Source organism: Streptococcus sp. ST16, assembly GCF_046098135.1.
GTDB lineage: Bacteria > Bacillota > Bacilli > Lactobacillales > Streptococcaceae > Streptococcus.
Window position 1 is genome coordinate 185,502 of record NZ_JBJUSE010000001.1, and the last position, 14,007, is coordinate 199,508.

Genomic DNA, 14,007 nt, shown 5'->3' on the forward strand with positions numbered 1-14,007 from the left:
GACAATGATGGTTGGTTTTGGTGAGGTAAATCTACGATAACAAAAGTTTTGCTACATTACTACAAGAGAAAAGAAGGTATTAGCATGCTTAGAAAATACTTTAAAAACTATAAATGGACGGACGTGTTCTGGATTCTATTCATTTTGATTACTAGTTTTCTATCAACCAATAATTACTTATACCACTTAACGAAACAGGATTTTTCAGAAGAAGGTTGTCTTTTAGCAATTCCTTTGTTTCTTTTTCATTTTCTCTTCATTGATAAATTCGTCATTTCTAGACGAGATCAAAAAGATGATTAACTTTTAACCCTTGCATCCGCAAGGGTTTTCTTCTTGTATTTTATTTATGGTAAAATATTGATAGCGAAATTGCTTGATATTCTTCAATCTTACAAAAATGTAAGATTAAAGTCTCTTTTGTAAGGTTAGGTTATGGCAAGCCGTCTTTTTTTGCGATAAACTAGACTCATAAAGAACAAAGGAGTAAAACCATGAAAAGAATTTTACAAAAGAAAACAAGAAAACCAAGTCAAAAAGATATCGAGCGTGTTCAACTGGGATGCGCTATGATGCAAGCACAGTTTCAAATGATGGGATATTAAGAAGGAGAAAATCATGACACTTTTAGATGTAAAACACGTTCAAAAAATCTATAAAACACGTTTCCAAGGCAACCAAGTAGAAGCCCTCAAAGACATTCACTTTACCGTAGAAAAGGGTGACTATGTTGCCATCATGGGGGAGTCTGGTTCCGGTAAATCAACCTTGCTCAACATCCTAGCTATGCTTGACAAACCAACTCGGGGACAGGTCTACCTAAACGGAACAGACACAGCAACCATTAAAAATTCTCAGGCTTCTAGCTTCCGTCGTGAGAAGTTAGGCTTCGTTTTCCAAGACTTTAACCTGCTAGATACCTTGTCTGTTAAGGACAATATCTTGCTTCCCTTGGTCTTATCAAGAAAGCCTATTACTGAGATGATGAAAAAATTGGTAGTGACAGCTGAAAATTTAGGCATCAACCAATTGCAAGAGAAGTACCCTTACGAGATCTCTGGTGGGCAAAAACAGCGGGTTGCAGTAGCACGCGCCATCATTACCGAGCCTGAAATTCTGCTTGCGGATGAGCCAACAGGTGCCCTTGACTCCAAGTCATCTGCAGCCTTACTTGATGTTTTTGATGAAATCAATGAGCGTGGCCAAACCATTCTCATGGTTACCCACTCAATAGCAGCAGCTAGCAGAGCCAAACGTGTTCTCTTCATCAAGGACGGCATTCTTTACAACCAAATCTACCGTGGAAACAAGACAGAACGTCAGATGTTCCAAGAAATCTCTGATACCTTGACTGTCATGGCAAGCGAGGTGAATTAGTATGTTTCGATTGACCAATAAGTTAGCGGTATCTAACTTGATTAAAAACCGCAAACTCTACTATCCCTTTGCTTTAGCTGTTCTCTTAGCAGTGACCATCACCTATCTTTTTTACTCTTTGTCACTTAATCCTAACATTGGCAAGATCCGAGGGGGAGAAACTATCTCTATGACCCTGGCTCTCGGTATGGTGGTTGTTACCATCGCTTCTGGAATTATTGTCCTTTATGCCAATAGTTTTGTCATGAAGAACCGCTCCAAAGAGCTGGGTATATATGGTATGCTGGGTCTTGAAAAGCGCCATTTGATCAGTATGGTTTTTAAGGAGCTTCTTATTTTTGGTTCCTTAACGCTGACAGCTGGTCTCGGCCTAGGAGCTCTCTTTGATAAGCTAATCTTTGCCCTTCTTCTGAAGTTGATGAAAATGAAGGTGGAGCTCGTTTCAACCTTCCAACCAATAGTCTTTATCCTAGTTCTTATCGTTTTTGGCGCTATTTTCCTAGGTTTGATTTTTATCAATGCCTTTCGTATCGCACGAATGAATGCCCTTCAGCTCTCTCGTGAAAAGGCCAGTGGTGAGAAAAAAGGACGTTTCTTAGGTCTTCAAACCATTCTAGGTTTGATAAGTATGGGAGCTGGCTATTTCCTAGCAGTTACCGTTGAAAATCCACTTAATGCTGTTCTGATTTTCTTTGTAGCAGTCTTACTGGTAATCTTTGGTACCTATCTCTTGTTCAATGCAGGGATTACAGTATTCCTACAAATCTTGAAGAAAAACAAGCGTTACTATTACCAACCCAACAACATGATTTCCGTATCCAACCTCATCTTCCGTATGAAGAAAAATGCGGTTGGCTTGGCTACGATTGCTATTCTCTCAACCATGGTCTTGGTAACCATGTCAGCAGCAACCAGTATCTTTAAGGGCTCTGAAACTTTCAAGAAATTCATGAATCCACATGATTTTGGAATTACAGGGCGAAATGTTGAAAAAGAAGATTTAGATAAACTTTTGAGTCAGTTTGCTAGTGATAAGGGATTAACGGTTACAAAGAAAGAAGTCCTTACATACAGTAACTTTGGTGTAGCAAACCAAGAAGGTACGAAATTAACAATTTTTGAGAAAGGTCAAAATCGTGTCCAACCTAAAACCATTTTCATGGTCTTTGACCAAAAAGACTATGAAAACATGACTGGTAAAAAACTCTCCCTTTCAGGCAATGAAGTTGGGTTGTTTACTAAGAATAAGGAACTTCAAGGACAGAATGAACTCACTCTAAATAATCAGACCTATACCGTTAAAGAAGAGATTAAAAATGATTTCATTCTGGGACATGTGCCAAATCAGTATAATATTATAACATCTGACTACAATTATCTTGTTGTTCCTAATCTGCAGGCCTTTATTGATCAATATCCGGATTCCTCTCTCTTCGATCAACTTTATGCTGGTATGAATGTAACAGCTAGTGAGGAAGAACAGCTCAAACTTGCTGACGACTTTACAAAATCACTTGATAATTTCAATAGAGAATTAAGTAAAGAAGGAAGTTATGTTTACGGAAGCAATCTGGCTGATAGCAGTGCACAGATGAGTGCTTTCTTTGGTGGGGTCTTCTTTATTGGTGTTTTCCTCTCCATTATCTTTATGGTCGGAACTATTCTGGTCATCTACTACAAACAAATCTCTGAGGGCTATGAAGACCGTGAACGCTATATCATTTTGCAAAAAGTCGGACTCGATCAAAAGCAAATCAAGCAAACCATCAACAAACAGGTCCTAACTGTTTTCTTCCTTCCATTGCTCTTTGCCTTCCTACACCTTGCTTTTGCCTATCACATGCTTAGCCTCATCCTAAAAGCCATTGGGGTGCTAGATGCAACTATGATGTTGACAGTCACTCTGTCCATTTGTGCCATCTTCCTCATCGTCTATGTCTTGATCTTTATGATTACGTCGAGAAGCTATCGCAAGATAGTGCAAATGTAAAAAAGATACCTCGAAATTCATCGAGGTATTTCTTTTATCTTAAATGCTAAAGAGTTGTCCAAATAGGTAAGTTACCCCCATGGTGAGAAGTCCGATACAGAGGTTGCGGATCATAGCAGTTTTCGTAGGAGCCTTGCCTAGTTTAGCACTGGTATAGCCAGTAATGAGAAGGGAAAGAGCTACGATAAGAACAGTAGCTGGAATCCGAAAGTCACTTGGAAAGACCGTGATCGAAAGCATAGGAGGAAGACTTCCCAGTACAAAGGCGATAAAGCTAGAAGCGGCAGCATGCCAAGGATTGGTAAACTCTTCGTACTCGATACCATATTTTTCTTCAACTAAGGCTTTGAGTGGATTTTTTAGAAAGGCCTTGTTGGTCAAGAGTTGGGCGGACGTTTCACACTCACCATTTTGAAGATAAGCAGCATAGAGGGATTGTTTTGCAGATTCGATGTCTTTATCCAAGAGTAATTGCTCTCTAGCGACAGCGGCTTCTTCCGTGTCTTTCTGAGTAGATACAGAGACATATTCGCCACCTGCCATAGAAAAAGCACCAGCGAGGATAGCGGCTAGTCCAGATAAAAAGATAATCCAGATATTGCTTGTCGCACTGGCAACACCGATAACGACTCCAGCGATGGAAATAATTCCATCATTGGCACCGAGAACGCCCGCTCGTAGGATATTGAGTCGGCCTGCAAAGTTAGCATCAATTTCATGTTTTATTTCTGTCATAGTCATCTCCTTTCTCTCCATTATAGAGAAAAGAGTAGGGGAATACAAACTTTTTAAACTATCTGAAAAAAGTTCTACGATTCTAATTTTTAATCCTTTTGAAGTTTCTACGAAAAAGTAGTGCTATCCTACTGTACTAGAACTTTTTAAACTTATCTATGGTATAATAGAAAGTAGATTTATCAATTGGAGTATGAAGGATTTTATGATTAAACTTGTAGCAACCGATATGGATGGAACCTTTCTAGACGGAGAGGGTCGGTTTGATATGGAACGCCTCAAAAACTTACTCGTTTCCTACAAGGAAAAGGGAATTTATTTTGCTGTGGCTTCGGGTCGCGGTATCTTGTCCCTTAAAAAGCTATTTGCGGATGTGCGTGATGAAGTGATTTTTATAGCTGAAAATGGGAGCTATGTTGAGTTTCATGGTGAGGATATGTACGAGGCTACTATGTCTCGGGACTTTTACTTGAGCACTTTTGAAGCTTTGAAGAAATCGCCTTATTTTGATGAAAGAAAGATGCTCTTGACAGGGAAAGAAGCTTGTTATGTTTTGGACACAGTGGATGAGACTTATCTAATGTTTAGTCGTCACTATAATGAAAACATTCAAAAAGTAGCTAGTCTGGAAGATATTACGGATGAGATTTTTAAATTCACTACTAACTTTACTGAAGAAACGATAGAAGCTGGAGAGACCTGGGTCAACGAAAATGTTCCTGGTGTGAAAGCCATGACAACTGGTTTTGAATCCATTGATATTGTCTTGGACTACGTTGATAAGGGTGTGGCTATTGTTGAGCTGGCAAAAAAACTGGGACTTAGCATGGATCAGGTTATGGCGTTTGGAGATAATCTCAATGACCTTCATATGATGCAGGTTGTCGGGCACTCAATCGCTCCTGAAAATGCGCGACCAGAGATTTTAGAATTAGCAGAAGCAGTGATTGGCCACCATAAGGACCAGTCAGTGATGGCTTATATGGAGGGCTTATAATGGCAGATATTAAATTGATTGCACTTGATTTGGACGGTACTTTGCTGACAACGGATAAAAAGCTAACAGATCGTACTAAGGCGGTGCTAAAAGCTGCGCGTGATCGTGGCATCAAGGTCGTTCTGACAACAGGTCGTCCTCTGAAGGCTATGGATTTCTTTCTCCATGAGCTAGGGACTGACGGTCAGGAGGATGAGTACACCATCACCTTTAATGGTGGTCTGGTACAGAAAAATACAGGAGAGATTCTCGATAAAACGGTTTTTTCAATCGACGATGTGGCACGCTTGTACGAGGAAACTGAAAAACTAGGTTTGCCGTTAGATGCCATTTCAGAAGGAACAGTCTATCAAATCCAGTCGGACCAAGAAAGCCTCTATGCTAAGTTTAATCCAGCTCTGACTTTCGTGCCAGTCGCTTTTGAAGAGCTATCTAGTCAGATCACTTATAATAAATGTGTGACTGCCTTTGCCCAAGAACCCTTGGATGCAGCTATTCAACAGATTTCTCCAGAATTGTTTGACCAATATGAAATCTTCAAATCGCGTGAACTCTTATTGGAATGGTCACCGAAAAACGTCCATAAGGCAACAGGTTTAGCGAAATTAATTAAACACTTAGGAATCAATCAAAGTCAAGTCATGGCTTGTGGGGACGAGGCCAATGACCTTTCCATGATTGAGTGGGCAGGTTTGGGAGTTGCTATGCAAAATGCAGTTCCAGCAGTTAAGGCAGTTGCAAATGTGATTACCCCCATGACCAACGACGAGGAAGCCGTTGCTTGGGCTATCGAAGAATACGTGCTAAAGGAGGACTAGGATATGGGATTATTTGACCGTCTATTCGGAAAAAAAGAAGAGCCTAAAATTGAAGATGTTGTAAAAGAAGCTCTGGAAAATCTTGATTTGTCAGAAGAGGTTGAAGAAACCAAAACGGCAGTCGAGGAAACTTCTCAGGAAGAGACAACAAGAGAAAAAGTGGAAGAAACACTTGCTCAAGAAGAAATTCCTCAGATCACGACAGAAGAAGTGATTGAACCAGAAGCAGTCGAGGAAACTGCTCAGGAAGAGGTTGAGCTAGAAGTTGATGATACAGAGCAAAGCCAAGAACCTAAAGAAGTTTTAGAAGAAAAGAATCAAGAAACTTTAGAAACTGAGGAAGAGCTAGGGGCTGAAGACGTAGAAGAAGAAAGTCCACAGCCTGAAGAAACTGTTCAGGAAAAATATGACCGCAGTCTCACGAAAACGCGTACGGGATTCGGTGCTCGCTTGAATGCCTTCTTTGCCAACTTCCGTTCTGTCGATGAAGAATTCTTCGAGGAATTGGAAGAACTGCTCATCATGAGCGATGTCGGTGTGCAGGTTGCTTCAAACTTAACAGAAGAACTACGTTATGAAGCCAAACTTGAAAACGCTAAGAAACCTGACGCACTTCGTCGTGTCATTATCGAGAAATTGGTTGAACTCTACGAAAAAGATGGAAACTACAATGAAAGCATCAACTTCCAAGATGGTTTGACAGTCATGCTCTTTGTTGGTGTTAATGGTGTTGGGAAAACAACTTCTATCGGGAAATTGGCTCATCGCTACAAACAAGCTGGCAAGAAAGTCATGCTGGTTGCAGCAGATACCTTCCGTGCTGGAGCTGTTGCCCAGCTAGCTGAATGGGGCCGTCGTGTGGATGTTCCTGTTGTGACGGGGCCTGAAAAAGCTGATCCAGCAAGTGTGGTCTTTGATGGGATGGAACGTGCTGTAGCAGAAGGGATTGATATTCTCATGATTGATACAGCAGGCCGTCTGCAAAACAAGGACAACCTTATGGCTGAGTTGGAAAAGATTGGTCGTATTATCAAGCGTGTCGTTCCAGAGGCACCACATGAAACCTTCCTTGCCCTTGATGCTTCAACTGGACAGAATGCCTTGGTACAAGCTAAGGAATTTTCTAAGATAACTCCATTGACAGGAATTGTTTTGACAAAAATTGACGGAACTGCCCGAGGTGGTGTTGTTCTGGCTATCCGCGAAGAACTTAATATCCCTGTAAAATTGATTGGTTTCGGTGAAAAAATCGATGATATCGGTGAATTTAACTCAGAAAACTTTATGAAGGGTCTCTTAGAAGGCTTGATTTAATACAAAATAAATATCCTGCAAGATTGACTTGCAGGATATTTTTACTATTCTAAACGGCCATCTTCACGATAGGCGATATCTGGTTGCCAGGTCCATTTGGCTCCATACTTCTCAAGTAAGTCAAAGCTAGCTTGTGGCCCCATGCTTCCGGCTTTATAGTCATGAAGTGGGGCACCATTTTCAGCCCAGAGCTCTTCGATACGATCAATCAATTTCCAAGAAGCACTTACCTCATCCCAGTGACTAAAATTGGTTGAGTTGTTGTTCAAAACATCGTAGATTAATTTCTCGTACGGATCTGGTGAGGCCCCAGTAGCAGTAGCATCTGTACGGTAATCCAAAGAGCTTGGTGCTAGGTTAAATTCTTCACCGACTTGCTTCCCATTGAGGCTGAGAGAGAAGCCTTCTGTTGGTTGAATATAAATAGTTAAGATATTTGGCGCTAATGGTTCTCCAAAGATAGAGTCCATTTGCTTAAAGACAATATTGACATGAGTCCCTTTTTCAGTCAGGCGTTTCCCTGTACGGAAGAAGAAGGGAACACCACGGAAGCGATCGCTGTCTACAAAGAAGGCACCAGATGCAAAGGTTTCTGTTGTAGATTCAGGATCGACGTTTGGCTCGCTTCGATAGGAAATGTATTTCATGCCATCTATTTTACCAGAGCGATACTGACCACGGATAAACTGTTCTTTCAATTCTTCCTCAGTTGGATGATAGAGGTTTTTAAAGACCTTTATCTTTTCAGCACGAATCTCATCTTTTGTAAAGCTAGCTGGTTTGTCCATGGCTAGAAGAGAGAGGAGTTGTAGAGTATGGTTTTGCACCATATCACGAAGGGCACCAGATTCATCATAATAGCCACCACGTTCTTCTACACCCAAGCGCTCTGCAAAGGTAATCTGTACATTATCAATGTGTTCGCGATTCCAAACATTTTCAAAGATCATATTGGCAAAACGAACCGCAAAGATACTTTGAATCATTTCTTTCCCCAAGTAATGGTCGATACGGTAGATTTGCTCCTCATCAAAAGCCGCAAGGAGATCTTCATTGAGTTTGCTAGCTGTTTCGTAGTCTGTACCAAAGGGTTTCTCAACGATCAAACGCTCAAAACCTTTGCTATCAACAATGTTTTCAGATTTGAGGTGCTTGGCAATGGTTCCGAAGAACTGAGGTGCCATAGACAAGAAGAAGAGCTTGTTGAGTTCAGCTTGGTATTTTTCATTGAGTTCAGCTTGTAATTGGCGCAAAGCAATGTAATGTTCTGTATCATTCACATCATGGCTTTGATAGTAGAAGTGACTGGCAAATTCTTGGGCTTGCTCGGTACTATCTGCCAAATCAAGGATGGACTCGACAACTACAGATTCAAAATATTCCTTACTCCAAGGTCTACGAGCTGTTCCGATAACAGCAAAATGCTCAGAGAGATTGCCTGATTTATAGAGTCTGAAAAGGGAAGGGTAGAGTTTGCGTTTAGCTAAATCTCCACTCGCACCGAAAATTGTAACAATAACCTTTGATGACATCTAGCTACCTAATTTCTATATTTTTTCCTAGTTGGACTAGGGATGAGATTTTCTCATTGTCATAGCTTTTATTTTATCATAATTTTCAAAAAAATCAAAAATCCAATACGCAATTAAAAAACTGTAAGGAAAACCTTACAGTTTTGTTTTATACATTTAAGACCTTATCCAAGAACTCTTTCAGACGAGGGTGTTGTGGGTTATCGAAGATTTGATCTGGAGTTCCATCTTCCAGGAATTCACCATCAGCCGTAAAGATAACGCGGTTGGCTACCTGGCGAGCAAATCCCATTTCATGGGTTACGATAATCATGGTCATACCTTGTTCCGCCAATTCCTTCATAACATTCAGTACATCTCCGACCATTTCAGGGTCCAGAGCGGAAGTTGGCTCATCAAAGAGCATGATATCAGGATTCATGGCAAGTCCACGAGCGATAGCTACACGCTGTTTCTGACCACCTGATAGGCTATCTGGGTTGGCATTAGCTTTATCTGCTAGTCCAACCTTTTCAAGCAACTCCATCCCCAATTTTTCAGCTTCTTCTTTGGTCATTCGTTTGTGTTCAATAGGAGCAAAAGTGATATTCTCTAGAACGGACATGTGAGGGAAGAGGTTGAAATGTTGGAAAACCATTCCCACGTTCTCACGAACATGGTCAACATTGGTTGATTTGTCAGTCAAATCATAACCATTTACAGTGATGTGACCACTCGTTACCTCCTCGAGAAGGTTAAGGCTACGGAGGAAAGTGGATTTACCAGAACCCGAAGGACCGATGATACAGACAACATCCCCTTCATAGAACTTAGTAGTAATGCCTTTTAAAACTTCATTTTTTCCATAATACTTATGCAAATCATTTACATCAATTTTTAGTTTTGCCATTAACGAATCCTCTTTTCTAAGCGTTTCGCTAGTCTAGTCAAAAGCGTGATAATTACAAGATAGAAGATAGCAAGGATTGCATACATCTTGAAACTTTGGTAGTTACGGGCGATGATGATCTTACCAGTTTGGAAAAGTTCAACCAGACCGATAGCAGATACGATGGTTGTATCTTTCAATGCAATAACAAATTGGTTGACAAAGTTTGGCAACATCAATTTAGTTGCTTGTGGCAAGATAATCTTACGCATAGTTTTTCCATAAGAGATACCAAGACTGCGGCTGGCCTCCATTTGCCCAACTGGAACAGCTTGAATCCCACCACGAACAATTTCAGCGATATAAGCAGCTGCATTAAGTGAGAGGGCTATGGTACCAGCTACAAAGTCGTTAATTGGACTTTGATGGCCTGTAATGGACTCGATGAAGTTTGGAATTCCCCAGAAGATGAAGGCTGCAAGAATCATCAAGGGAATACCACGGATAACGTCAACGAAAATCTCAGAGATCAGACGAAGAGATTTGTATGGGCTAACACTAAACATACCAAAGATAATCCCGATGACAATAGCAATTGCAAATGAAATAAGCGCTAGAGCAAGAGTGATTCCAAGTCCACTAAGAAGTTGTTTGTAGTTGTTTTGAAGCAAGCCCCAGATAGTTGTTTCGTCAACCGTACTTGTAGAGTCAGTTGAAGTTTCGCTAGCTAGATACTTGTCAAGAATCTTTTGGAATTCTCCGTTAGCCTTGAGGTTGGCAAGTCCATTATTGAACATCTGGATCAATTCTGGGTTTGTTCCTTTTTTAACTGCAAAGGCTGTTTCACCGATTGGAGTTCCAGCGATTGGCGTTTTCAATTTTTGACCTTGGCTGATAGAATATTTGAGAACTGGCTCATCATCCATCACGGCATCAATAGAGCCAGTGTTCAGACTGTCATACATAGATGCGCCATCTGCGAAGGTTTTAATCTTATATCCGTATTTGTTTTGGTTTTCAGTAAGGAACGTTTGAGAAGCAGTCCCGTTTTTGACACCGACAGTTTTATCCTTGAGGTCTTCATAAGAAGCAATGGTGCTTGATTCTTTCACACCGAGAATCGTATTTGCTGTGTAGTATGATTCTGAGAAGTCGAAGGTTTCCTTACGGGCATCCGTTACAGACATTCCAGCGATGATACCATCAGCTTGTCCTGCTTGAACGGCGCTGATGGCTGCATCAAATCCTGGGTTGGTAATCTCAATTTCAAAACCTTGATCTTTGGCAATAGCCTTGATGAGGTCCATATCAATACCGGTGTACTGATTACTTGAATTTTGAAAGACGAATGGGGCGAAAGATGAATCGCTGGCAATAATGTACTTGCTTTTCACGGGAGTAGCTTTTTGTCCAGCAGCAGTAGTTGTCGTTGGGCTTGCCGTAGTTGTAGAAGCTGTCCATTTTTGGATGATTTGCTCTAGGCTACCATCTTTCTTCATTTGTGCTAGGGCTTCATTAAACTCGGTAACCAAGTGTTCATACTTGCTCCCTTTCTTGACACCAAAGGCAAAGCTTCCAACAGCCTCACCATCCATATTGATGCTGAGATCTTGTCCCTGTTTAATCGCATACTCGATAACAGGTTTATCATCCATGATGGCATTTACAGCACCAGCACTTAGACTGTTATTCATCAAATCACTTGTATCAAAGGTTTTGATAGAGAAACCGTATTTATCTTTGATACTTTCTAGGAAACGTTGAGCGGCAGTTCCATTCTTAACACCAACTGTTTTTCCGCTAAGTTCCTCATATTTGGTGATTTTATTTGCCTTAGTGGTAGCAATGACAACTTTTGTATCATAATAGGTATCAGACATGGTAAAGACATTTTCACGTTCTTTTGTTTTTGTCATACCTGCCATAATGGCATCTGCTTGACCTGACTGCACTGCATTTACAGCTGCATCAAAGCCAGGATAAGACATTTGGATGTTCCATCCTTTGATTTCTGCGACTTTATTGATAATATCAACATCAATCCCTTTGTAGGTTTGATCTGAATCTTTAAACTCAAAAGGCGCGTAAGCTGTATCAGACACAATCTTAACAGTATCAGCTTTTGCCATACCTAGTGAGAAAATGGGAAATAAAATGAGCAAACATGCTAGTATTTTTTTCTTCATTTTTAGTCTCCTTTTCCGAATATTTTTCCATTATACCAGAAAAAAGGTGAAAAGGCAAATTTTATGAATTTTATGTAAGAAAATATAACATGAATTGCTCGTTCTTATCAGTTTTGAGAAGAGTCTGAAAAGCAAATTTATGGTAAAATAGAAAGATAGAAAAATGCAGACGAGGCAATCATGATTAATCGAATTACAGATAATAAATTTAAACTAGTATCAAAATATGAACCTTCAGGAGATCAACCACAAGCGATTGAGCAGTTGGTCGATAATATCGAGGGTGGAGAGAAAGCCCAAATTTTGATGGGAGCGACAGGTACTGGGAAGACCTATACCATGAGTCAGGTCATTTCCAAAGTCAATAAACCAACTTTGGTCATTGCCCATAACAAAACCCTAGCTGGTCAGCTCTATGGAGAGTTTAAGGAATTTTTCCCTGAGAATGCTGTTGAGTACTTTGTATCCTACTATGATTATTACCAACCAGAGGCCTATGTCCCTTCGAGCGATACCTACATTGAGAAGGATAGCTCTGTCAATGATGAGATTGACAAGCTCCGTCATTCAGCGACTTCGGCTCTTCTGGAGCGTAACGATGTCATCGTCGTGGCTTCAGTCTCTTGTATCTATGGTTTGGGTTCGCCAAAGGAATATGCTGATAGCGTCGTTAGTCTCCGTCCAGGTCTTGAGATTTCTCGTGACAAACTCTTGAATGACTTGGTCAATATACAGTTTGAACGCAATGATATTGATTTCCAACGGGGAAGATTTCGCGTTCGTGGGGATGTGGTGGAGATTTTCCCAGCTTCCCGTGATGAACACGCTTTTCGAGTAGAGTTTTTCGGGGATGAGATTGACCGTATCCGTGAAGTTGAGGCTTTGACAGGTCAAGTATTGGGAGAAGTGGATCATCTGGCTATTTTCCCAGCGACTCACTTTGTGACCAATGATGACCATATGGAGGTTGCGATTGCCAAGATTCAGGCAGAGTTGGAGGAGCAGTTAGCTGTCTTTGAGAAGGAAGGCAAACTGCTGGAAGCCCAACGTTTGAAACAGCGGACAGAGTATGATATCGAGATGCTACGTGAGATGGGTTATACCAACGGCGTCGAAAACTACTCACGCCACATGGATGGACGAAGCGAAGGAGAGCCACCGTACACCCTTCTTGATTTCTTCCCTGATGATTTTTTGATTATGATTGATGAGAGCCACATGACCATGGGGCAAATCAAGGGAATGTACAATGGAGACCGTTCGCGTAAGGAAATGTTAGTAAATTATGGTTTCCGTTTACCGTCCGCCTTGGACAATCGTCCTCTTCGTCGTGAAGAGTTTGAAAGTCATGTGCATCAGATTGTTTACGTTTCAGCGACACCAGGTGACTATGAAAATGAGCAGACCGAGACAGTGATTGAACAAATCATTCGTCCGACTGGGCTTTTAGACCCAGAGGTGGAAGTCCGTCCGACTATGGGACAGATTGATGACCTCTTGGGTGAAATCAATGCCCGTGTTGAAAAGAATGAACGAACCTTTATCACTACTTTGACCAAGAAAATGGCAGAGGACTTGACCGACTACTTCAAAGAAATGGGCATCAAGGTCAAGTACATGCACTCAGATATCAAGACCTTGGAACGGACGGAGATTATTCGTGACCTGCGCTTGGGTGTTTTTGATGTCTTGGTCGGAATCAATCTGCTCCGTGAAGGGATTGACGTTCCTGAGGTAAGCTTGGTAGCTATTCTCGATGCTGACAAGGAAGGTTTCCTTCGTAACGAGCGTGGCCTCATCCAGACTATTGGTCGTGCTGCCCGTAATAGCGAAGGGCATGTCATCATGTATGCGGACACGATGACTCAGTCTATGCAAAAAGCCATCGATGAAACGGCCCGCCGTCGGAAAATTCAGATGGCCTATAATGAAGAACATGGTATTGTACCTCGGACGATCAAGAAAGAAATCCGAGACCTGATCGCTGTAACTAAGGCAGTTGCCAAGGAAGAGGACAAGGAAGTCGATATCAACAGTCTCAACAAACAAGAGCGCAAAGAACTCGTCAAGAAACTAGAGAAACAAATGCAAGAAGCCGTCGAAGTGCTTGACTTTGAACTGGCTGCCCAGATCCGTGATATGATGCTGGAAGTCAAGGCGTTGGATTAAGTAAAATAGTAAGTGAGATTC

General features: G+C 41.2%; 10 protein-coding genes. 6 read left to right on the forward strand and 4 right to left on the reverse strand.

Features of this window, described 5'->3' with window-relative positions; genetic code table 11:
* Positions 1 to 618 precede the first annotated feature (618 nt).
* Entirely contained in the window at positions 619 to 1,377 is a 759-nt protein-coding gene (locus ACIY14_RS00940) for an ABC transporter ATP-binding protein (protein ID WP_409001212.1), read from the forward strand.
* A gap of 1 nt (position 1,378) precedes the next feature.
* Entirely contained in the window at positions 1,379 to 3,367 is a 1,989-nt protein-coding gene (locus ACIY14_RS00945; protein ID WP_409001213.1) for an FtsX-like permease family protein, read from the forward strand.
* Between the two features lie 39 nt (positions 3,368 to 3,406).
* Here the strand turns inward: ACIY14_RS00945 and ACIY14_RS00950 are convergent, their stop codons facing one another.
* Positions 3,407 to 4,102 (reverse strand): VIT family protein, encoded by a 696-nt coding sequence (locus tag ACIY14_RS00950; protein WP_409001214.1) that lies wholly within the window; start codon positions 4,100 to 4,102, stop codon positions 3,407 to 3,409.
* Between the two features lie 205 nt (positions 4,103 to 4,307).
* On the opposite strand from ACIY14_RS00950, the gene ACIY14_RS00955 reads away from it, so the two are divergent.
* The 3 genes from ACIY14_RS00955 to ftsY are packed head-to-tail and all read left to right on the forward strand — an operon-like array spanning position 4,308 to position 7,231.
* On the forward strand, positions 4,308 to 5,099 hold the full coding sequence (locus ACIY14_RS00955) for a Cof-type HAD-IIB family hydrolase (protein WP_409001215.1): 792 nt from the start codon (positions 4,308 to 4,310) through the stop codon (positions 5,097 to 5,099).
* Positions 5,099 to 5,917, forward strand: coding sequence for a Cof-type HAD-IIB family hydrolase (locus tag ACIY14_RS00960; protein ID WP_409001216.1), 819 nt, complete (start codon positions 5,099 to 5,101; stop codon positions 5,915 to 5,917). Before ACIY14_RS00955 ends, ACIY14_RS00960 begins: the two co-directional genes overlap by 1 nt.
* A 3-nt stretch (positions 5,918 to 5,920) precedes the next feature.
* Positions 5,921 to 7,231 carry a signal recognition particle-docking protein FtsY gene (gene ftsY, locus ACIY14_RS00965; protein ID WP_409001217.1) on the forward strand — a complete coding sequence of 437 codons (1,311 nt, stop codon included), beginning with the start codon at positions 5,921 to 5,923 and terminating at the stop codon, positions 7,229 to 7,231.
* 44 nt (positions 7,232 to 7,275) lie between these two features.
* On the opposite strand, the gene zwf is transcribed toward ftsY, so the two are convergent.
* The 3 genes from zwf to ACIY14_RS00980 form a co-directional block, all read right to left on the reverse strand.
* Complete coding sequence (zwf, locus tag ACIY14_RS00970; RefSeq protein ID WP_409001218.1) at positions 7,276 to 8,763, reverse strand: glucose-6-phosphate dehydrogenase; 1,488 nt, start codon at positions 8,761 to 8,763, stop codon at positions 7,276 to 7,278.
* Between the two features lie 148 nt (positions 8,764 to 8,911).
* On the reverse strand, positions 8,912 to 9,652 hold the full coding sequence (locus ACIY14_RS00975; RefSeq protein ID WP_007516801.1) for an amino acid ABC transporter ATP-binding protein: 741 nt from the start codon (positions 9,650 to 9,652) through the stop codon (positions 8,912 to 8,914).
* Positions 9,652 to 11,817 carry an ABC transporter substrate-binding protein/permease gene (locus tag ACIY14_RS00980; RefSeq protein WP_409001219.1) on the reverse strand — a complete coding sequence of 722 codons (2,166 nt, stop codon included), beginning with the start codon at positions 11,815 to 11,817 and terminating at the stop codon, positions 9,652 to 9,654. Before ACIY14_RS00980 ends, ACIY14_RS00975 begins: the two co-directional genes overlap by 1 nt.
* Before the next feature lie 180 nt (positions 11,818 to 11,997).
* On the opposite strand from ACIY14_RS00980, the gene uvrB reads away from it, so the two are divergent.
* On the forward strand, positions 11,998 to 13,986 hold the full coding sequence (uvrB, locus tag ACIY14_RS00985) for an excinuclease ABC subunit UvrB (RefSeq protein WP_409001220.1): 1,989 nt from the start codon (positions 11,998 to 12,000) through the stop codon (positions 13,984 to 13,986).
* The last annotated feature ends 21 nt before the right edge of the window (positions 13,987 to 14,007 follow it).